This is a genomic window from Paenibacillus sp. J22R56, assembly GCF_056269375.1.
In genome coordinates this window covers 1-21,659 of record NZ_JBWDNV010000012.1, presented here as the reverse complement: position 1 = coordinate 21,659, position 21,659 = coordinate 1, and the positions used below count along the sequence as shown (strand labels likewise).

Sequence of the window (21,659 nt, the reverse complement as noted above, 5' to 3'; positions counted from 1 at the left end):
AAATTATCTTGCTCTAAATACCGTAATCGAATGTTTAGGGAATTCGTACTCAAAACGACTGCCATCGATAGTGAATTCCTTCTGTTTCGGCGATACCCGATCAGGTGCCTCAAATGTATTCTCTTCCTCCAGGGAATGGCCTGACATCTCATGAACCCCAACACGCAAAGATGTTTTATTCAAGTCAGCTAACACAACCTCGGCAGTAACACCGCTGTCTTGCACATTAACAACCTTCACTATAGTATCTCCTGTTGTACGGTCGCAGCTCGCAGAGTAATAGAGGGGCTCGATTACTGGAAGCTTGTCTTCTGTGTCATGGAATAACTCCCCGTTAATCCAGGCGCGAATCTGTCTTCCCGATACTTCTAATTTCAATGTATATTCTCTATTATTTTCTACGTTAAAAATGCTTTGGGTAAGAACAGAACCTCTGCCATCCACATTGGAAGCAATAAGAGAATCCTGATTTTGCCATCCGCCAAACTCCCAGATCAATAAATTGCTCTGATCTCTTTGTCCAAACTTGAGCTTAAACCCTTTTGGGCCAGAGATTCTTTGGGCTTTCAAAGTTAGAGTATAGTTCTCCCAATCGGTTTCTCCTAATTCCAGTGCTCGAATCGATGTCCCGTTCTGCCGGTCTTCATCCGTATCAGACAAGCTGCCCAGCAAACCGCCGTTCAACACTTTTTCTTCACCAGTATCGTTATTCACAAGCAGCATATCCCAATAACGGAAGGAGCAGCGATCTGTCTCAAGAGCAAATGCTCCATTAATCGGTTTGATTGCAGCCACTTCTTGCTGCTCAAGACCGTTTGCTTCCATTCGCAAGAGCTGATCGCCCTGATGATGCATAAACAGCTTTTGTACATAATAATTTGGAGTGCCATAAACCTCATGATTGTTAAACCATATCAGATCAGGCTTCCAGTTCACATAATCTACATTGCATAGCAGCGGCGCATAGCAGGCCAGTCCTACTGCATGGGCATTTTTCTCCAGACCTGTCATAAAAGCAGCTTCCGCTAGTGCGTTATAATACGTATTCCCCCAAGATGCATATTCGCCCAAAAACACCTTCGGATCCTCAGCCTTGAAGTTATCATAACGGTGGTAATTGGCTAGGAACCATTCCGGCGAACTGTAGTAATGCTCGTCCACCAAATCCGATTGATGCTCTTTAGCCGAATTCCACCCGCGCTCATACTCCGTTCCCGCTGCAAATGGACCCGCAGAGTTAATGACTTTAATAGCTGGATATTGCTCCTTAATGGCTCGATGGAAATACGGATAGCGTTCAAAGAACGGCTCTCCCACTTCTTCGTTTCCAATCCCCACATATTCCAGACCAAATGGCTCCGGATGACCCAGCTTCGTACGTATTGCTCCCCATGTAGTTGATGAATCGCCGTTTGCAAATTCAATCAAATCCAATGCATCCTGGATCCATGGTGACAGCTCTTCAATCGGTACAATCCGATTATGATGAGGATCATATCCGCCTGGCAGAATCGGGATCGGCTTGGCGCCAATATCCTCGCACAGCTGAAAATACTCATAATAACCAAGTCCAAGCGTCTGGTTATAGCTCCAATTATTCCTTCTCGCTGGTCTTTGCTCGATTGCACCAATCGTGTTTTTCCACCGGTACATCGAATTCCGGTCATCTGGGTTCAAAGAACCATCATGCACCAGACATCCACCTGGAAAGCGCATAAATTTCGGTTTTAGTTCCGCTAGCCGTTCAGCAATGTCTCTTCTCAATCCACCAGGCCGGCCAAGGAACGTCTTCTCAGGAAATAGGGATACCATATCGAGATACAGCTTTCCTTGCCCTTTTGTTACAAGAACCAAGCGGCAGCTTGTATCTGTTGCATTTGCCGCAATCACAGCATCATATTTCGTCCATTCAGTAGCATTCACAGCAATTGTTGCCTCGCCATGTATGTGACCATCTATCCCTTCAATCGTTACGATAAGAGGTTCATCCAAGCTGGCATCACGCCGGGCATAAACGGAGAACAGGTAGTTCTCCCCCTCCTTCACGGGAATACCGCTGTTAAATCCATGATTCATAAGGCCAACGCCGCTGCCCTCAGAAATAATCTCAATAGCTGCATAATGAGGGTTACGTGCATTCAAGGGATTCTTTTCCTCTATAGATATTTCAGCCTTGCCGCCGCCTCTTTCGACCTTCTCCCAGGCCATTAAAGCATGGTAATCGGGATGATCAATGGCATCAAATTCAAAGGATCGGTTCTGAACCAATTCTGCGTATAGCCCACCGTCGGCCGCGTGATTTAAATCTTCGAAAAAAATGCCGAACAAGTCGCCTAATTCAGCACCATGTTCACTTGTATGTACCGTTAAAGTTGGTTTGGAGCTCATTTCATTTGAATCTCCTTTGCTCTCTTTTCTTACGATTCTAAGGACATGCTCTTCCTAAAACAATTCATTATCATGTTCAAAAACTAACTTATCGTGCTTTACATTCAAACCAGTTCCTCATCTCTTTTAACTGACATGTGGTTTGGACCAGCTCAGCTTGTGTAATACTATATCGATAAATAAATTTCTGACGAGGTGATGAGAATGAATACAAACACAAACCACCAAGAAGCGGTTGAAAAGGTCCGTGAGTTAATTAAAGACATAGAAATCGCGATGCTCACAACGGTATCGGAAGAGGGCCTCGTCTCGCGCCCGATGAAAACGCAGGATGTCGAGTTTGATGGCACTCTGTGGTTTCTTACAAAGAAAGATACTGGGAAATTCCATGAGCTGTTCCGGAACAAGCAAGTTAACGTAGCTTATGCCAACAAATCCTTCGTATCTATCCGAGGTGAAGCCGAACTCGTGGAAAGCGCTGAAAAGGTAAAAGAGTTTTGGAATAAAGCCTACGAGGAGTTACTCGAAACCACCTATGATGATCCGAACCTCGTACTAATCAAGGTCAATGCCGAAACAGCCGAGTATTGGGATTCCGGCAATAAGTTCAAGATGGTAAAATTCCTATTCGATAGACTGATGGGGAAAAATACAGAAGGTACGGAGCTCAATCAGACTGTGGAATTATAAGCTAGACAGACACAAACAAAAGCTTGTTGAGGAGAACTCAACAAGCTTTTATTTTTAATTCGTAGGAGCCGCAATCGCGATCTTATCAATATCAGGCACATAAGTGGAAGAATTGGAGAATGTAATGGTATTATTCCCCGCTGACAGCGTAACATCAACCACTGTAGTCCGGAAGTTAGACCAGCCGAGTGTATTACGGAAATACACTTTCTTGGCTGTCCCGCCGTTAACGCTAATATCTGCGGAGCGGTCGACAATATTGGAGTTATAGTTGCTTGCACCAGCTCCAAGCTCGCCGTTCGCATACGTTACGACCATCCGGTAAGTACCTGCTGTTGCGACATTCACATTGTTAAACCGAAGCGTATTGCCCGCTCCTAGTCCGATATAACCAACAAATTGACCACCTGATGCTGCTGTATTCGAGCCTACGGCAGCCGTTCCGGCACGTGTGTTGGTGCTAGCTTCCGCCTCATAGCTTGTAATGGTACCGGTGGTAGACACAACGTCGATGTAATCGAAGTTCGCAGCATCCGAATCGTCGGACGTGTACGCTTGCAGGGAAATGCGGTTAATTCCTGCTTGCAGGAAGGTCTTGACCGTTACGCTGTTCCAAGTATTCCAATCTGCTGTACCTGGCAGCGTCACATTTTGAAGCACACTGCCATTTAGCATCATCTTTACGGAGCGATTAGCTGGGGCGCCCGTGTATGGCCCAGCCGCATAACGAATAGTTACATTATAGTAGCCATTATTTGCAGCCGTTACAACAAAGTTGGTACCAGCGTTAGCAGTTCCTCCATAGCCTTCAGAGTAGGCTGTGCCAGAGTAGCCTGTATTTGAGCCGTAAGTGACATTTGCCGAACCCGATAGATCCGCATATTCCGCTTCGTATCGAGATGCATTGTTAACCGTCGTTAAATCCTTATTTGGTGTAATGACCATATGGTACGCCGACAAGGCTTTCATATTAGGAACTGTAACGTTGATTTGTCCATTCGTCACGGCATAATCCGCTTCCTGCACATAATACGGGCCGCTCGAAGCATTAAGGCCGGTATTATCTACTCCCCAGACTGTGGCATGAACGGTGCTGCCGAGATAAGAGGCGGAGCCAAAACCTTTTACAACCAGATCAGTATTAAAGACATCCGTGCTGTTCAGTGAGCCTCCGAAAATCACTCTCGCCTGCTTCTTCGAGCTGTCGAGTGCTGCCACACCTTGCAGGGAGCCGCTTTGGGTAGGAGGCGTTACTTGTACCGTATTCCCCGTCATCTCCCCATACCACTTATACAGCCACCAACCGCCAGTAGCTTTATTATTTTCCATCACAAGATCGTTTAGTGAACCAGCAGTAGTCCAGTAAGCAAGATAAGCGTCAACCTTCGTATTCTCAAAGCGTGTAATCCACTGCACCAAGTTGCCTGGAACGCCAAGATCACCCGAGCTTCTGGCATACTCGTTAATGACGATTGGACGAGCTGAAATGCCTAGTGTTGTTTCGATATTCCGGTAGTGGTTGTAGTTGTTGTAGTAGTCGGTGAAGAAGCTGTTCTGAAGCTCATGCCAAGCAAATTCATCCGGGAGGACATTATTAGCTTTGGCATAGGTCATGAAGTCCGTGTGGAATTGTCCGTCGTAATGGGTGAGGTTAGGTCCGGCAATCTTAGCATTGGCGTCAAGGGAACGGATCCGTTGGAACACCGCTTTCCAATCGCTGAAGAACTGGTTACGAGCCGTCGTTCCGCTGCTTGCAGAATAGTTCAGCAAATTCGGATACCAGTTGCCATTAGGTTCATTAAAAGGAACATAGACGTATTTGCCATAGTTCGGATCGGCCTTCACCTTGTTCACTATCGTATCTACCTTAGTTAGATAATCGTTGATCCCCAAGTTTTCATAAGGCCATTGTTGATAAATATCCTGCATATAGATCTGAATTTCTTTACCGCCATTGCGTAAAAATTGCGGAGCAATCTTGAGAGCATCACCATTTGGATGCTGAAGTCCATCTGGTGCCTTCTGCGCGGTACCTTGCGGTTTGATTGGAGCAAGCATGTTATCTGTTGGAATCCCCTCATCACCAAGTCCATACAGAAACCCTGCAGCACCATGCTTTACAGCCCCTGTACCTGCCGATAAATCAACAGTCATTTGCTGATTCGCCGCATAGCTCAGCTTCGGCTGAACGATACCTCCGATGGCCGTCCCCAAAATAATAGCGCTTACAAAAACATTCAGCTTTTTCACTTTCCTAAACCTCCCATTGGTTAGTTGTGAACGAGTTATGTTCGATTACGCCTCCTTCCTTTCTCTTTCCATTTAATTGTAATTGAACCTTCCATAAGGCAACATGCCGTTAAATTCAGAAGCTGGTTGAAAATCTTCACTAATAAAAGAGGCATGTGCTGCAGAGCAACTATTTTCGTCTTCAACCGAAATAGTTGTCTCTAACGGCACATGCCTCTTCCATGAATGATTAAGTTTTACTTCTCGATCTTGATCCAGGCGATCATCGGCTTGGAGTTGCCTGCTTTAACCGCTTTTACAATGATCTCGCCGCCAGTCACGGTAATATTATCGTACTCTTTCGATTCACGATTCGAGCCAATGACATAATTGGTCAATACCGTTTCTCCATTAATCGTCAGGTTCATATTCCGGTCGCTAGACTTCCACGGATCATAGAAGCCAACTGTCACCTTGTACGTACCGTTAGGCAGTTGGAAGCGGTAAGCGATCCCTTTGCCATTCTCATTGCCATCATATTGACGGATAGTTTCATAAGCATCTACAGGAGAAGTCTGAGCCCATGTCTGTCCGTTATCTGCCTCGTAACCCCACTTCATGCCTGTGATTGGATCAATGCTGTATTCTTGTTCTTCTTGCGATTGAAGAATGCCAAGCTCTTCGCCGTCCTCAATCTGACTTGGAGTTCCGTCACCAGCATCCGCATAGTATACGACATTATTATTCTCGTTTGGCGTGGCTTCCATTGCTGCTGACTCCGACGCTACCGCGCCCCGAATCGCAACAACTTTAAACGAATATGCCTTATCATTTTGGAGATCCGTTACAATAGAGGACCCGGGAGTAGCTGCAACTTCTGTGGAGGCTCCTCCAGAAACTGGAGCATATCGGATCACATAGGAGTCTGCTCCGTCGACCTCTCTAAAGTGCAAGACAACTTGCTCAGAGCCCTCTTTGATCTGGTAAATTTCCGGGCTTGAAGTCAGATTTTGTGGTTCTCTTGCTACTTGCAGATAAGCGAATTGTGCATCAGCCCAGCTATGAAGACCAACACGTCCGCTCGTGTACACCGAATCTTTTACATCAAAGATCAATTTCCCGTCGAGATAAGCCTGAATATGCTGACCATCCAACCGGACATCCATTTTATAATACTCACCTAATTTTGCTGAGAAAGGAACAGCATCGGCTAGGTTCTGACCATCCCGGCGAAGGACCAGAATGCCGTTCTCGTAACCAAACATGTAGCCTTTCGAGTAGCTGCTGCCGCGGAAAGTAACGCCCCAATCCGCTTCACCTAAAGCATGCTTCGCAACTGCTGTAATTGTCCCGTCAATCACCGACAGATTGTTAACCCCAATCTCACCACGATTGTTGCCGCCGGAAACATGCTTCAGCAGACCATCTTCCATAACCCACTTGCTTACATCCTGTTTGTAGCCAGCAAGATCACCACTTGTAAAATCATCCTTTATTCGGATTTCACTATTAGCTGGTGTTACCGACGTTTCGGTATAGCCAGTACCTTTACCGCCTTTGCCAATTGTCGATACGCGAATGGTTGCAGCTTTACCATTTGTTAAGCCGGTCAGTACCGTCTTGTTGCTGCTAATCTGCTGGACATTATTGTTCAGCGAAGTTTGCACGGTATAACCAGTCGCTCCTTCGACGGAACCAAAGGTAAGAAGAGCTTCCCCGTTGCCCGGTATAACGACAAGCTTACCTGGCGCCGCAATATCCGGTTGTACTTTAAACTCAGATGTTGGTTTACTTGAGTCCTTGCCGTCTACCGTTTCCACTACGCCGTAATAAATGGATCCGTTTGTAAGTCCATTAATTTGAATTTTGCCATTGATTTCTTGAGTTACATATTGCTTGTCATACTCCCCTTGCTTAGTGCCATAACGAACACGGTAAGATGGTACACCAATCTGTGTATCGTACGTAATGGTAAAACCACCATCATTCCCCGCAGCTTTAACACCAGTAGGGGCAAGCAGTTTAGGCGTTCCATACATACGTTTGGATGAAGGGCCAAATCCATCGTCATTGCCCGCACGGACTGTCACATCATACTGTTCATCGTTCTTCAAACCTTGCAGAATAAACGAATCCGTCGTCATGTTCGCTAATTTCAGTACATTTTTGTCATTCTTAATACCGTATTCCACTTCGTATTTATAAGCGCCTTTTGGAGCTTTGAAATCCACTTTCAGTCCTTTGTTCAGCGTCTGAACATTTACGATCTGTGGAGCATCCGGTTTCTTATTCTCTTTCACAACATCGCCATTCAACGTTACGATTGAACGAGCAGGAATCACAGCATCAAATGAGCCGTCTGCCGAAGCAGGGATATCTGCACCTCTCGTCAAATCTTTGTCAGCCGAAGTCACATACGGCTTCAGCACATTAACCTCTTCATGTTTATCGATACCGCTTAATTCCACTTTAATATGCTGCTCTTTTGCACTATCGTTGACGAATACTGTCGTGACTGTATTTTCTTTGTCATGTTTGTACGCCGAACCGAGTAATGCTCCGTTACGAGCATCTTCATCGAGTCCAGTTAATGCGATACGCTCAGCGCCAGGACGGATAAATTTACTGTAGTTGCCAAGCGTCCAGAACATTTTGGAAGTAAGAATATTTTGTTCATCGCCTGGGTTATGGTAGTCAGTATAGATCAGACCGTCCTTGTAATCCCCTGCAGATACAGCCGTCCACCACTGCCATGCGGAGGCATTCGCTTTGGACAGATCAAAATGAATGGTCTTGGCAATATAGAGAGCAGGATCAATGCCGAGGTCCCGTCCAGGACCGTAATCCCCAAGAATACAATATTCACTCATCCAATAGACCGCTTGTTGATCATATTTGTTCAAATTGGAGAACAGCAGATCTCTTAATGTGCCATATCGGTCATCACCCGGTTTGCTGTAATCGCCCCAGTAGGAATGAGCAGCAATATGATGGCCAACCGCTTCCTGAAGCTCTGGATCACCAAGCAGATCTTTAATGTATTCACGATATTTGCCTACGCCAAGGCTGTTTGAACCACCCGTATATTTCTCTTGCCCTGAGAACGATTTGAATACTTCATCATCTAGCAGAGCCGTAATTTCGACACCATCCGGTGCACTGATCTGTGTATTCATCCCTTTAGCTTTCAATTGGCTGTAGAGTTCAAGAATAACTCGCTTAATATCGTCATTGTTATATCGGTTGCCTTCCTGGCCGGCTTTATTCCAATCCCAGGTTGGTTCATTGATCGGACTGATGTAGTTAAGATTAATGCCTTGCTTCTTGAAATGTTCAATAACGTCTGTCAGGAAGGTAGCAAACTCATCTTCATAGCCTTCCTTCAAGTTCGTTGAACCAACTGTTGAATCTGGCTGGGCATGGCCATTCTTCGTCATCCATACCGGCGGGCTGTTAACGAAGCCAATGAGAGTATCAACACCTCTATCTTTAGCTGCCTTTAGGAACCATTGCTGTCCGGCCTGCTTGCTCCAATCATAAGCTGCGTTCTCCGCAGATTTGAAGGTTTCCACACGACGCCATGGATCTGTGATAATGGTTTTGTCCGTCTCCGTAGAGCCGGCGCCAATATTGAAACGCCAAGCAGTTAAGCCAATTCCCTTATCTCTTGAGAAAAGCAGATCCGCCACACGTGATTTATTTGCTTCTGTCCAATTCTTCCCGAGCTGTTCCATTGACCATGCGTCAGATGCTCCGAAGTTATCAATCGTTTGGAACGTTTTTGAGGCGTCCACATTAACCACAGCATCATACGTGACTGACGGTTTCGCTGCCTCTACAGCATAAATTGGACTTCCGAATGAGGTAACACTGATTACAGTACCGAGCAGCGCAGCAGCGGTGCGTTTCTTAAGCTTGAACGGTTTCAATCGTCTTCCCCCTTAAATGGATGAATTCGTACGTTTAAGAAAACGGTTTCATGAAACCGGTTTCTTAAACCTTCAAAAAGGTGGAGCTCTTCATCTGATAAAGGCTCCACGCTTCCGATTTTACTTCCTGCACTATCCCTTCACATCCTACTTAACTCCCAAAAATACCAGTATTAAGTCGCTATTTTTGTCTGTTTTTGGGCTTTTGTGCAGAAAAAATGAAGAAAGAACAAAAAGAAAAAGCAGCCAGGGGCTGCTTTCAACCGACCTCGTTCGTTAAGGTCTGGATAATGTTTTCTCTGTTTCATGTAACGATTGATCATAATTCTGAATCTTGGAGTCAAGCCGCCCCATTGTTTGGACCATCTCCTCTATTCGGAGACGAAGCTGCTCACGCTGCTCGATAAGCAGCTCTTTTCTTGCACTTAAGGTGCTATCCCCTTGTTGAAACATGTTTACATATTCAATCAATGCCTCAATGGGAAGACCTGCACTCCGCATACATTTAATGAATTCAACCCATCTCAAATTATCTTCGTTATATTCTCTAATGCCATTATTATTGCGGTTAACAGGAGGAATGAGTCCGATCCGCTCATAATAACGGAGCGTATCCTGTGACAGCTCATACTTAGCGCTTACTTCGGCCATTCTCATACGGATTGTCCCTCCAAGAAATAATCTATTTCTTATAGTTTACCGCCTGGAGTGGACTCCAAGTCAAGACTTGACCGTCAATCCCCTCTGTTTCCCAGCTTATAGCGTAGAAATATCAATAACAAACCGATAGCGGACATCGCTCTTCAGCACACGCTGATACGCTTCATCTACTTGATCCGCGCTAATCCGCTCAATTTGCGGCTTGATGCCATGCTCAGCAGAGAAGTCGAGCATCTCCTGCGTCTGACGGATCCCGCCAACAAGCGAACCCGCAAGATTGCGGCGCTGCATAATCAAGGAGAATGCATGATAGGTATCTGCTTCGCTAGGTGCGCCTACATTAACTAACGTGCCATCTACGCGAAGCAACGAGAGATAAGCATCCACGTTCAGATTAGCGGATACGGTGTTCAGAATCAGATCAAAGTGGTTTGCCAGCTCTTTAAAAGTAGCAGGGTCACTTGTTGCATAGTAATGATCTGCACCAAAGACCAGTGCTTCTTCTTTCTTGCTCATCGACTGACTGAGTACAGTTACTTCTGCGCCCAAAGCATGTGCGTATTGAACAGCCAGATGACCGAGTCCACCCATACCTACGATAGCTACTTTTTTGCCTGGACCAGCATTCCAATGCTTAAGAGGTGAGTATGTTGTAATGCCTGCGCATAACAGTGGGCTTGCCACATCAAGCTCCAAAGCATCTGGGATACGGACAACAAATCGCTCCGTCACTACGATTTTTTGGCTGTAGCCGCCATGAGTTGGTTGGCCATCATAGTCTAGTGAATTATAGGTACTCACCACACCTTTCGTGCAAAATTGCTCTTCGCCTTGGAGACAGTATTCACATTCCCCACAGGAATCCACGAAGCAGCCTACACCAACACGATCGCCAACAGCAAAGTTTTTAACAGCAGAACCAACGGCTTCTACGATACCTGCAATTTCATGACCAGGAACCAGTGGGAAAATCGACTCGCCCCATTCACCAAACGCGGTATGAATATCGGAATGGCAAATGCCGCTGAACTTGATATCGATAAGAATATCATCTGGACGCAAGGCTCTGCGCTCGATGGTCGTTTTTTCAAATGGTGCTTTTGAATGTGAGACACTTAATACATGAGATTGACACATGGTTTCACTACTCCTCTATTTTTTAAGAATAACTGCATCGAAAAGTGTTACAGATGAAGTATATATGCTGGAGTGAACTCCAAGTCAAGCCGATTAGCAAAAATAGCGACTCAGGGACCACTTGTCCTGGTATAGTCGTCACCCACGCTAACGAATCGTCAGATGCTTATTTGGCGAAAAACAGCGGCTTCACAGATCTAACGAATCCTGGTATCGCTATTTGGCTAGTTAGTGGTAAAAAGTTGGACTTGTGCAGAGAATAGCGTTATGAGGATTCGTTAGAATTTCGAAACCAGCTATTTTGAGCAAATAGCGTGATGTAGATTCGTTAGCTGCATTGGTGCGTAAGCAAGTGTTTCTCTACACGCACAAGGGGCTGCTCCAATGCCGTAAACGGCTTTTGGGACAGCCCCATCAATGCTAACTATGGTTTCACCGCACTTATAGACTGCCGATAGACCAGATCGCCAAGGATCATAAGCTTCTCAAGCGGATCCTTCGGCCGTTCTATTCGTTCAAGCAGCTTATCGACAGCACGTGACCCAAGCCATTCCTTTGGTACATTTACGGTTGTAATAGTAGGGGAATGCCTTGCGGAATCATCAATATTATCAAAGCCAGTCACAGAGATCTGACTTTGCGTCTCAATTCCCAGCTCACGCATCGCTCTATAAGAGTCAATTGCAATGGAGTCATTAGCACAGACCAAGGCAGTTGGCAGCTGCTGCTGTTTCTTGCGGCGATGCAGCCATGCTTGGATAGGCTCGTCATAATGCTCCATGATCTCCAGCTCGGTCAGATGATCCTGCTTGTCCCAAAGATTAAATTCCTCCATCGCTTGGCGGAACCCGTTCCAGCGGTCGAAGAAGCTGCGGGAGTATCGTTCATTGCCGATAAAACTGATCCTTTGGTGACCAAGACCAATCAGATGCTTGGTCATCCGGTACATACAATCATAATTGTTCACATATACCGTATCGGTCGGGATTAGTGCATCCTCATGATCGACCAGCACCATCGGTACGCCAAGGCGATGAACTTCTAACAACATGGATGAAGCAATCTCGCCAACCCCAATCATGCCTAGAATACCTTCCGGCTTCAGCAGTTGCATAAAACCTTCGACTTTCTGCTCCATTACGATCACGACACCAATATCCTTTTCCTCCAGCCGGCTTGCTATCCCGTCCAGAATACGCCCCCAGTATACCGACTCTCTTGTCTGGAATCGGATATTAGGCATAAGCACAAGTACGGACTGTTTAAGCGTTGCCTCTGAAGACTTGTTATCCTCTTGCCCCGGCTTGCCAGGCTTTACATACCCACTGTTCTGAGCAAAATATCCAAGCTGGGAAGCAACCTCAATAACCCGCTCCTTCGTCGCTTCGCTGACGCCTCCTTTACCAGAGAGCGCCTTGGAAACCACATATTTAGATACCCCTATATGATCCGCTATTTGCTGCATCGTAACTTTTTTCGTCACTTTCACTTTCCCCCGTCGCTTAATCCGTTCTTTCCATTATACGATAAGTTGTTAGTATTCAAAGGATTTTGTTATTACTGTTAGCAAAGTTAGTTCGTTAGCATGATAATAATAACAAATAATAACGAACCAACCTCAGTTTATCAATCCACTCGTTAAATTTTCTTAAAACCTATTGCCAAACCTTATTTTATACGGTTTAATCATAATAACAAATATATTTTTGTTATGCTAACAAATTTAGGAGGGAATCAAAAGCATGACCTTATCAACACAGAAGAAACAGCAATGGGCGGCCGAGATTCAGAAGGAACTCGACGAGAATATCCTCTCTTTCTGGCTGAAGCATACGTCTGATGAGCAATTCGGAGGATTTGTTGGAGAAATCATGCAGGATATGACTTTTACAGCTGAGGCTGATAAAAGCCTTGTCTTAAATACAAGAATTCTGTGGACCTTCTCTTCTGCTTATCGACTGTTCGGAAAAAAAGAATATTTAGCTGCTGCTAATCGGGCTTATCAGTATATTAAAGAACATTTTATCGATCGGTCTCATGGCGGGCTTTATTGGATGCTGGATAGAAAAGGAAATCCAGTATCTTCCAAGAAGCAGATCTATGGCCAAGCCTTCGCGATCTACGCCTGGTCTGAGTATTACCGGGCAACTGGGAACACAGAAGCGCTGGAAGAAGCAGTTAGCTTGTATCAACTTATCGAAAAGTATGGACGGGATTCCGTACATCTTGGCTATATTGAAGCACTTGCCGAGGATTGGAGCGAGACCAGCGAGCTCAGCCTCAGCAACAAAGACTTAAATGAGAAGAAATCGATGAATACTCATCTCCACGTGCTCGAAGGGTATACGAATCTATACCGAGTATGGCCGGACGAAGCGCTTCGTCAATCGCTCAGCGAGCTTATTGTGGTCACAATGGACCACATCGTAGATCAAAGCACAGGCCATTTCAAGCTCTTTTTCAACGAAAAATGGGATAGCAAATCCGGGCATATTTCCTATGGCCACGATATTGAAGGCAGCTGGCTGCTGCATGAAGCAGCAGAAGTGCTTGGTGATGAAGCTTTACTCGAGAAGGTTAAAGCGGTTGCCGTACAGATGGCCGAAGCAACACTTCGTGAAGGAATCGATGAAGACGGCGGTGTCCCTAATGAAGCTGACAGCTCTGGCTTAATCGACTCAAATAGAGATTGGTGGCCGCAGGCAGAAGCCGTTGTTGGTTTCTACAATGCCTACCAATTAACAGGAGATGAACGATATGCCGAGGCGGCGAAAGCTTCTTGGACATTCATCCAGAACTTCCTGATCGACCGAGTGAATGGCGAATGGTACTGGAGCGTCACAAAGGACGGTACTCCAACCGATGGTCACCAGAAGGTTGGCGCTTGGAAATGTCCTTATCACAACGGAAGAGCTTGCTTTGAGATGATTGAACGCCTTGCCCATTAATCCAACTATTATATAATCTGGAGGAATCCTATCATGAACAATCTGTTTACGAGCCGCAAAGAAAACCTTACTTCCCAGTATGAAGCACTAATCTCCCTTCCGAACAAGAAGGCCGCCCTTGGCAACGGTATCTTCGACCGTTACGAGAATCCCGTACTAACAGCGGAACATGCTCCTCTCATCTGGACATATGATTTTAATCCGGAGACCAATCCTTATTTCATGGAGCGCATTGGCGTTAACTGTGTATTCAACCCTGGTGCTATCGCGTTAAACGGTAAATTTTATTTGGTAGCCCGTGTGGAAGGCAATGATCGAAAATCGTTCTTTGCCGTTGCCGAAAGCTCTACTGGCGTAGACGGCTTCCGCTTCTGGGACCATCCTGTTGTGCTGCCAGAAACGGAAGTGCCTGATACGAACGTATACGATATGCGTCTGGTCAAGCATGAGGACGGGTGGATTTACGGCCTGTTCTGCACGGAGCGTAAGGACCCGCAAGCTCCTCCCGGCGATCTCTCCAGTGCAATCGCCCAATGCGGCATTGTCCGTACCAAGGACTTAAAATCATGGGAGCGTCTTGCAGACTTAAAAACCAGCTCCAATCAGCAGCGTAATGTTGTTCTCCATCCCGAATTTATTGATGGTCAATATGCCTTCTACACAAGACCGCAGGACGGATTTATTGATGCCGGTTCTGGAGGCGGGATTGGCTGGGGGGTGTCCCATTCGATCGAGAATGCTGTTATCGAGAAGGAGACAATTGTTGACCAGCGTCATTATCACACCATTAAGGAAGTCAAGAACGGCCAAGGTCCTGCACCAATTAAGACAGACAAAGGCTGGCTGCATATTGCTCACGGTGTCCGCAACACCGCTGCTGGCTTACGTTATGTCCTGTATGTATTCCTGTCTGAGCTGGAACGTCCGAATATTGTCACTCATCGTCCAGGCGGCCATTTCATCGCACCTGAAGGCATTGAGCGTGTAGGCGACGTTTCGAACGTTGTATTCTGCAACGGTGTCATTGCGCAGGATAATGGTGATGTGTTTATCTATTACGCTTCCTCGGATACTCGCTGCCATGTGGCAACAACAACGGTTGATCAGTTGCTGGATTATGCTATGCATACGCCAGAAGACCCGCTTCGCTCGTATGCTTGTGTCGAGCAGAGAATGGCTTTAATTGACCGTAATCTACAGTTGAAGAACTAATGGAAAAGGCTATCTTATACGTCATGAATATGACGTTAAGATAGCCCATTTTTATGTTACGACCGTCACCTACACCGGAACGATTCGGTACGTACAGCCCTTCTCCGCTTCCCATTTCGTTGTTCCATCTGGACCGTCCTCTGCTAAGATGACCTGCCCATTACATAACACCTGGACAGGAGCCTTTGTTCGGAGTGCACATACACCAGAGTGTGCAGCATGAACTTCTGCCTCGGCAAACGCAGAATCTTCCCATCGCAGACGAAGCGTATATCCGCCGCGGGCACGAAGGCCGCTGACCTCTCCTTCTTTCCAGGCGGATGGGAGAGCAGGCAGCAAGTGCAGCTCGCCGGCATGGCTGTGAAGCAGCATCTCGGATACACCGGCTGCTCCGCCAAAGTTGCCATCGATCTGGAATGGCGGATGATTATCGAATAAATTAGGCAGTGTAGAATGAGTAAGCAGCGCCTGCAAATTCTCGAATGCCTTCTCTCCATCCTCGAGTCTTGCCCAGAAATTAATAATCCAAGCTCGGCTCCAGCCGGTATGTCCACCTCCGTTCGCTAGACGCCGTTCCAAGGTTACCCTTGCGGCAGCGCTCCATTCCGGTGTCCTTCTGGTTGTAATTTGGCTGCCCGGATGCAGAGCGAACAGGTGAGAGATGTGGCGATGACCCGGCTCCTCCTCTTCGTAATCAGCAAGCCACTCTTGAAGTTGACCATACTTGCCAATAGCTGGCTTCGGAAGCTTGTCCCGCAGCTGCGACCATTTGCTGACTTCTTCTTCATGTCCGGTTAGGCGCCCTGCTTCTATACAAGCGGAGAATAACTCGTATAAAATCTGGCTGTCCATTGATGGGCCGATACATAATACGCCGGATTCTCCATTTGGAAGAATATACGTATTCTCAGGAGAGAGGGACGGAGAGGTAACTAGCTTCCCATCCTCCGTTTCGGTAAGGAAATCTTCGAAGAACAAAGCGGCCTCCTGCAAGATCGGGAACGCAAACTTTAAAAAGTCCTTATCGCGGCCAAATTCATAATGCTCCCACAAATGAAGAGATAACCAAGCAGCCCCCATCGGCCAGTACGTTGCCGGCAGCCATATATCTTGAGGAGCCGTGTCCGCCCAAATATCTGTATTATGGTGGGCCGTGAAGCCTCTGCTGCCATACATCACCTGCGCCGTATGCCTTCCTGGCTCACGCATGCGGTCAATCAGCTCAAACAAGGGTTGATGACATTCGGACAAAGCTAGTGGTTCAGCCGGCCAATAGTTCATCTGTGTATTAATATTAATCGTAAATTTACTGTCCCAAGGCGGCAGCATCTGATCATTCCATATACCTTGCAGGTTTGCAGGAAGTGATCCTTGACGACTGCTCGAGAGCAAAAGGTAACGACCATACTGTACGTATAACGCTAACAGACTGTTATCCTCCAAGCCCTGCTTCATCCGCTCCAGTCTCACATCGGTGGGCTGGTTGTCCAGTTCTTCCGCTTGCACGGCATCTCCCAGACGAATGGAGAACCGATTCATTAAGGAAATAAAATCTTGGATATGGCGTTCACGCAGCTGTGAATAGCCGAGCTCCGCAGCATCATGCAGCCTAGCAATGGACCATTGTTCAGGATCCTCTTCGCGGAAAGTTGTAGCAGCCGAGAATAGTAGAGTAACCGCATCTGCACCGCTGATTACCATATATTCCCCGATAATACGAACCTCTCCACCAATCGCATCCGCCTGTACAGCAGCCCGGAAGGAAAGGCTGCCAGCCCCGCCGCTTTCTCCGCGCATAACTAGGGTATTCTCATTCGCCCGGCCAATCTCATCCATGTACCGGTTATTCCCACGGGTTAACCGAACAGTAAGATTCAAGCTTCCTGGCGTTTCCGCCTCGCAGCGAATAGCCATGATCCGATCGGGGTAGCTGCAGAAGATTTCCCGTTTGAAGGCTTGTTCTCCAGCACGGTAGGATACCGAAGCAATCCCTTGATCCACATCTAACTCTCTACGGTAGTCCGAGATTGGACCGCTATGATCTAATTTTAACCGAAGATCACCAAGGGGCAAATAATGCCGCTGGGTATCAGGAGTTGCAGTTAACGCCATCACCGACAGATCTTCCGCTTCTTTTAAACGTCCTGCCTGAAGTGCTTCCCGTATACGATCAAGATTCTGCAAGGCATCCGGATTATTCCGATCTCGAGGTCCGCCGTACCAGACACTATCCTCATTCAAAGCAATCCGTTCCGTTAATGGATCTCCAAAAATCATCCCGCCGATATAGCCGTTCCCGACCGGAAGGGCCTCATTCCACTCTTTCGCCGGCTTGTCGTAACATAATCGATTCCTCATCTTTAATTTTCCCCCTGACCGATTCCATAAAATTCGGCGCAGTTCCCGCCTAGTATTTGAGCTTGCTCTTTGGCTGTGAACCGATTGATATAATGCTTGACGATGTTCATCGTTCCCTCATAGGTTCCGCTAAGTGTACAGACCGGCCAATCAGAGCCAATCATCACCCGTTCTGTTCCGAAGCATTCGAATACAAGATCCAAGTAAGGCTTGAAATCTTCTTCTTCCCAATTCCCCCAAGCGGTCTCTGTCACCATGCCAGAAAGCTTACAATAGACATTCGGGTGAGCAGCTAGTTGAGCCAGCTCTTCCCCCCACGGCGATACAATTCGGTGAGCGATATCCGGCTTCGCGATATGATCCAAGACAAAACGCTGCTTAGGAAATGCCTTCACAAGATCTACGGCATAGGGGAGATGCTTAGGGAAGATCAACAGATCATAAGTTAAGCCAAACCGTTCAAGTGCGGCAATACCTCTGCGGAAATCTTCCCTTAGCAAAAAAGCATCGTCTGGCTCGTCATGTACAACATGACGCACTCCTCTCAGCAGCGAATTACGGGCATATCGCTCCAGCTGCTGTTCCACTTGTGGGGAGCATAAGTCCAGCCAGCCGACTATCCCTTTCACTTCGGGATGCTCGCCGGCCAGTGAAAGGAGCCATTCGGTTTCTTGCAGTGACTGCCTGGCTTGAACGGTGATAGAGCCGTCGAATCCACTTTCTTGTAATAACGGCTTTAACTGCTGTGGAAGAAAGTCCTGTTGAATGGCCATATGTTTCTCAGACATCCAGCTATAATCATGTTCATTATAGATCCAAAAATGCTGATGGGCGTCGATTCTCATCCTGTTGTCCTCCCTGTACGCAAAGGCTTTAGTCTAGTTCAACCATCGCTTTTATCACTTTGGAGGCTGGATCTAGCCAGCTCTCGAATTGATTAATCATCTGCTCAAACGGTACCCGATGAGTGACATAACGGTCTAAGTCGATACCGCCATCCTTAATCACAGCAAGCACGTGATTGAAGTCCTCTCTAGTTGCATTACGGCTCCCCATGATCGTTAACTCACGTTTATGAAACTCTGCATCATTAAACGAAAGATCACCTTTTACCAGCCCAACATAGACAAGAGTCCCACCATGGGCAGCATATTGAACGGCACCAGACATCGACTGAGCATTACCCGTGGCATCAAATACAACAGTTGGATAATCTCCACTTGTTAAAGCTTCCAGCTCAGCAGCCGGATTTTGCAGCGCATTAACCGTATGATCCACCTGCGCCCACTGCTTACAGAAGCTTAATCTCTCATCATTAATATCCATAGCGATGACCTTTGCACCAAGATGCTTCGCTAGCGCCATGACGCCTAATCCAATAGGACCCGCTCCAATGACAAGCGCTGTTTCTCCTGCAGAAAGTCCTGAGCGACGGATGGCATGTGCCCCAATACTTAATGGCTCGATGACTGCAGCTTGCTCAAGTGTTAACTCGTTTGTCAGGAGCAGATGGGAGATTGGAACAGAAATTTTCTCCCTCATCCCTCCATCAGTATGTACACCAAGCACCCGAATAGAGGTACAGCAGTTTGTCTTCCCGCATCGGCAAGCGACACAGGAGCCGCAATGCAAATAAGGAATAATGCTTACCTGATCTCCGGCTTGTAATCCCGCTTCATTCGCTCCAATCTGTTCAATAATCCCAGAAAGCTCATGACCAAGAATACGCGGGTATGTAAAAAAAGGCTGATTCCCTTTAAAGGCATGCAGATCTGTCCCGCAAATGCCAATCCGTTTAATCCGGACAATTGCCTCGCCTTGAGCAAACGTCGGCTCTTCGAGCTCAGTGAATGTAAATCTTTCAATATCCTCGCATACAATCCCTTTCACAGCCTGCATCTCCTTGTTACAACTTCAGATTAGTATTATATCTAGCAATGCCGCTTTCCCAAGTCCGATCAAATACAGGCTCCAAGATTCCCCTAACTTCTGTGAGCAGCTCCGAATTAATAGATTCATCAATCCAACGGGCATTGTTCACAATGTTCGAAGGATTAGCTGTACTTACCAAGGTAGTTGGAATCCGACTGTTCATCGTTGAGAATTGAACGGCTAACTTCGCGATATCCTCGCCCTGCTCTGCACAATAGTCGGCCGCTCGCTTACATACCGCCTTCACCTCCGGGCTTGCTGGATGCCACTCCGGAGTGCCGCGTGTACTAAGCAGCCCCATCGATAACGGAGAGGCGTTCACAAGTCCAATCCGATGCTTTTCCAAGAGAGGCAGCAGCCGCTCCAGTGTTGTATCATTCAAGGAATAATGACAATACGAGATGATGGCATCAATCTCCACCTTGGGCAGGAACTCTTCGAACAAGTTCAGCGGCAAGCCGCAAATGCCTGTATGACGGATTTTCCCCTCTGCTTTCAGCCTATGAAGTGTCGGAATCGCTTCCTCATAGATGACCCGGGGCTCCACGAACTCAATATCATGCAGGAAGAGAATATCCAAATAATCCGTATTCAATCGGCGCAAGCTTTCATCTACACTCGCCGTTATTTTGCCGCTGGAGAAATCAAAGCTGTCAGCTCCATATCTGCCGGCCTTGCTTGACAAATAGAACCGGTCACGCGGAACCGATTGAATCGCTTTGCCCAGTACGGCCTCTGCCTTCGTAAGCCCATAATATGGGGACACATCAATGAAATTAATACCTGAATCCAGTGCTGCATGAACGGTACGAATACTCTCGCTTTCGTCCGTCTCACGGAATACGGAGCCAAGCGATGAAGCGCCAAAGCTAAGCACTGATACGTCAAGATCTGTCTTACCTAGTTTTCTATATTGCATATTGGTACCTCCAAGATGAATTAATTCCATTTTACACTAGCATAATCACACATGATAACGCTCTAATTCTGTTATTTTATGCTCTTATTTGCTATCATCTAAAGAGAGGTTATAACAAGGATGGTGATTACAGCTGTGAAAGCTGTACAGAAACGATTCGAGGACCCGGCCAAATTCCCGTTCAGCCTTGTGTATCAAGACACCAAGTCACCACAGACGGAGCTGCCGGATCATTTGCATGACTGGTATGAGATCGTCTATGTCTATGCGGGTACAGGAACCTTTTTCATCAACCATACTTTCTATGAAATGAACCCCGGAGCCCTGTTCCTCATTCCAGGCAACACCGTGCATCGGGCATTTCCTGATGAGCAGTGCCCTGTAACATCTAGCGCAATCTTTTTTGCTCCGCAATTAATTCAGCCGATGGAGCTTGGTGAATCTTATTCGTTGCTGCGCTGCTTCGAGCAAGTTAGAAAGACAAAAAGCTATAAGATGGAACCGCCGCATGATCAGCAAGCTGTGCTTATCCAGCACATTGAGGCGATGAAAGAAGAACAGAATCAGCAGCTTCCGAATTACCGGGTAGCTATCTTAATTCGGCTTCATGATTTTCTATTAACCTTAAACCGTATGGTTTTATCCGATTCAGAACCTGAAGGCCACCGTCGTCGTGACTCAAGCTCGGAGCCTGCCTGGATCAGATCCATATTAGGCTATATTGAAGCAAATATTGGGTCTGATGAGTTGAATCTTGCCGCTTTATCTTCCAAGGCAGCAATCACCTCTTCCCACTTCTCCAGAGTGTTTAAACAATGGACAGGTATGAACGTAACCGAATATATTCTCGTGAAAAAGATCATGCTTGCGAAGGAGCTGCTTATGGATACTGAGGACACGATCAGCACGATTTGTATCCAATGCGGGTTCGAAAGCGAGTCCTATTTCTATAAGAAATTCAAGCTGGTCACTGGCATGACGCCGTCAGATTATAAGCGCAGTCATCGGTAATTTAGCCATAACATTTATTAAACATTAACTTTCGAAGCATGAATCACCACAAACGGTAGATGCCCACCTTTTGTGTGGCAATTCATTTAAGCCCATGCTTTCGAAGCATGAATCACCACAAACGGTAGATGCCCTACCTTTTGTGTGGCAATTCATTTAAGCCCATGCTTTCGAAGCATGAATCACCACAAACGGTAGATGCCCTACCTTTTGTGTGGCAATTCATTTAAGCCCATGCTTTCGAAG

General features: G+C 46.6%; 14 protein-coding genes. 4 read left to right on the top strand and 10 right to left on the bottom strand.

All coding sequences use genetic code 11. The annotated features are described in order from the left end of the window. Window positions 1-3: 3 nt before the first annotated feature. Window positions 4-2,388, bottom strand: a complete 2,385-nt coding sequence (locus tag AC0YNT_RS26195) for an alpha-L-arabinofuranosidase C-terminal domain-containing protein (protein WP_475807255.1) — start codon at window positions 2,386-2,388, stop codon at window positions 4-6. 198 nt (window positions 2,389-2,586) lie between these two features. On the opposite strand from AC0YNT_RS26195, the gene AC0YNT_RS26190 reads away from it, so the two are divergent. After that, window positions 2,587-3,078, top strand: a complete 492-nt coding sequence (locus AC0YNT_RS26190; protein WP_475807254.1) for a pyridoxamine 5'-phosphate oxidase family protein — start codon at window positions 2,587-2,589, stop codon at window positions 3,076-3,078. Window positions 3,079-3,132: 54 nt separating this feature from the next. On the opposite strand, the gene AC0YNT_RS26185 is transcribed toward AC0YNT_RS26190, so the two are convergent. The 5 genes from AC0YNT_RS26185 to AC0YNT_RS26165 form a co-directional block, all read right to left on the bottom strand. Next, complete coding sequence (locus AC0YNT_RS26185; RefSeq protein ID WP_475807253.1) at window positions 3,133-5,328, bottom strand: carbohydrate-binding protein; 2,196 nt, start codon at window positions 5,326-5,328, stop codon at window positions 3,133-3,135. 236 nt (window positions 5,329-5,564) lie between these two features. After that, window positions 5,565-9,236: a glycoside hydrolase gene (locus tag AC0YNT_RS26180; RefSeq protein ID WP_475807252.1), complete on the bottom strand. Its 3,672-nt coding sequence runs from the start codon at window positions 9,234-9,236 to the stop codon at window positions 5,565-5,567. A gap of 276 nt (window positions 9,237-9,512) precedes the next feature. Continuing rightward, complete coding sequence (locus tag AC0YNT_RS26175; RefSeq protein WP_167277006.1) at window positions 9,513-9,893, bottom strand: MerR family transcriptional regulator; 381 nt, start codon at window positions 9,891-9,893, stop codon at window positions 9,513-9,515. A gap of 99 nt (window positions 9,894-9,992) precedes the next feature. Further along, window positions 9,993-11,033, bottom strand: coding sequence for an NAD(P)-dependent alcohol dehydrogenase (locus tag AC0YNT_RS26170; protein WP_441894516.1), 1,041 nt, complete (start codon window positions 11,031-11,033; stop codon window positions 9,993-9,995). A gap of 424 nt (window positions 11,034-11,457) precedes the next feature. Beyond that, a complete protein-coding gene (locus tag AC0YNT_RS26165) occupies window positions 11,458-12,516 on the bottom strand; it encodes a LacI family DNA-binding transcriptional regulator (protein ID WP_475807251.1) in 1,059 nt (352 codons plus the stop codon). Between the two features lie 259 nt (window positions 12,517-12,775). Here AC0YNT_RS26165 and AC0YNT_RS26160 point away from each other — a divergent pair, with 259 nt between their 5' ends. Next, window positions 12,776-13,981: an AGE family epimerase/isomerase gene (locus AC0YNT_RS26160; RefSeq protein WP_475807250.1), complete on the top strand. Its 1,206-nt coding sequence runs from the start codon at window positions 12,776-12,778 to the stop codon at window positions 13,979-13,981. A gap of 33 nt (window positions 13,982-14,014) precedes the next feature. Beyond that, window positions 14,015-15,193, top strand: a complete 1,179-nt coding sequence (locus AC0YNT_RS26155; protein ID WP_475807249.1) for a glycoside hydrolase family 130 protein — start codon at window positions 14,015-14,017, stop codon at window positions 15,191-15,193. A 69-nt stretch (window positions 15,194-15,262) separates the two neighbouring features. Here the strand turns inward: AC0YNT_RS26155 and AC0YNT_RS26150 are convergent, their stop codons facing one another. Genes AC0YNT_RS26150 through AC0YNT_RS26135 form a run of 4 tightly spaced genes read right to left on the bottom strand, consistent with a single transcriptional unit; the run spans window position 15,263 to window position 20,402 of the window. Further along, window positions 15,263-17,551, bottom strand: coding sequence for a glycoside hydrolase family 95 protein (locus tag AC0YNT_RS26150; RefSeq protein WP_475807248.1), 2,289 nt, complete (start codon window positions 17,549-17,551; stop codon window positions 15,263-15,265). A 2-nt stretch (window positions 17,552-17,553) separates the two neighbouring features. Beyond that, a complete protein-coding gene (locus AC0YNT_RS26145; protein ID WP_475807247.1) occupies window positions 17,554-18,396 on the bottom strand; it encodes an amidohydrolase family protein in 843 nt (280 codons plus the stop codon). Between the two features lie 28 nt (window positions 18,397-18,424). Next, entirely contained in the window at window positions 18,425-19,441 is a 1,017-nt protein-coding gene (locus tag AC0YNT_RS26140) for a zinc-binding alcohol dehydrogenase family protein (protein WP_475807246.1), read from the bottom strand. 16 nt (window positions 19,442-19,457) lie between these two features. Then, window positions 19,458-20,402: an aldo/keto reductase gene (locus AC0YNT_RS26135; RefSeq protein WP_475807245.1), complete on the bottom strand. Its 945-nt coding sequence runs from the start codon at window positions 20,400-20,402 to the stop codon at window positions 19,458-19,460. A 120-nt stretch (window positions 20,403-20,522) separates the two neighbouring features. Between AC0YNT_RS26135 and AC0YNT_RS26130 the strand changes: the two genes are divergently transcribed. Beyond that, window positions 20,523-21,413 carry a helix-turn-helix domain-containing protein gene (locus AC0YNT_RS26130; protein ID WP_475807244.1) on the top strand — a complete coding sequence of 297 codons (891 nt, stop codon included), beginning with the start codon at window positions 20,523-20,525 and terminating at the stop codon, window positions 21,411-21,413. The last annotated feature ends 246 nt before the right edge of the window (window positions 21,414-21,659 follow it).

What these genes read in the sequence shown, in the direction of transcription:
- AC0YNT_RS26195 (WP_475807255.1), bottom strand. Translation starts at nt 2,388, where the DNA reads ATGAGCTCCAAACCAACTTTAACGGTACATACAAGTGAACATGGTGCT.
- AC0YNT_RS26190 (WP_475807254.1), top strand. Translation starts at nt 2,587, where the DNA reads ATGAGAATGAATACAAACACAAACCACCAAGAAGCGGTTGAAAAGGTC.
- AC0YNT_RS26175 (WP_167277006.1), bottom strand. Translation starts at nt 9,893, where the DNA reads ATGAGAATGGCCGAAGTAAGCGCTAAGTATGAGCTGTCACAGGATACG.
- AC0YNT_RS26170 (WP_441894516.1), bottom strand. Translation starts at nt 11,033, where the DNA reads ATGTGTCAATCTCATGTATTAAGTGTCTCACATTCAAAAGCACCATTT.
- AC0YNT_RS26160 (WP_475807250.1), top strand. Translation starts at nt 12,776, where the DNA reads ATGACCTTATCAACACAGAAGAAACAGCAATGGGCGGCCGAGATTCAG.
- AC0YNT_RS26155 (WP_475807249.1), top strand. Translation starts at nt 14,015, where the DNA reads ATGAACAATCTGTTTACGAGCCGCAAAGAAAACCTTACTTCCCAGTAT.
- AC0YNT_RS26150 (WP_475807248.1), bottom strand. Translation starts at nt 17,551, where the DNA reads ATGAGGAATCGATTATGTTACGACAAGCCGGCGAAAGAGTGGAATGAG.
- AC0YNT_RS26145 (WP_475807247.1), bottom strand. Translation starts at nt 18,396, where the DNA reads ATGAGAATCGACGCCCATCAGCATTTTTGGATCTATAATGAACATGAT.
- AC0YNT_RS26135 (WP_475807245.1), bottom strand. Translation starts at nt 20,402, where the DNA reads ATGCAATATAGAAAACTAGGTAAGACAGATCTTGACGTATCAGTGCTT.
- AC0YNT_RS26130 (WP_475807244.1), top strand. Translation starts at nt 20,523, where the DNA reads ATGGTGATTACAGCTGTGAAAGCTGTACAGAAACGATTCGAGGACCCG.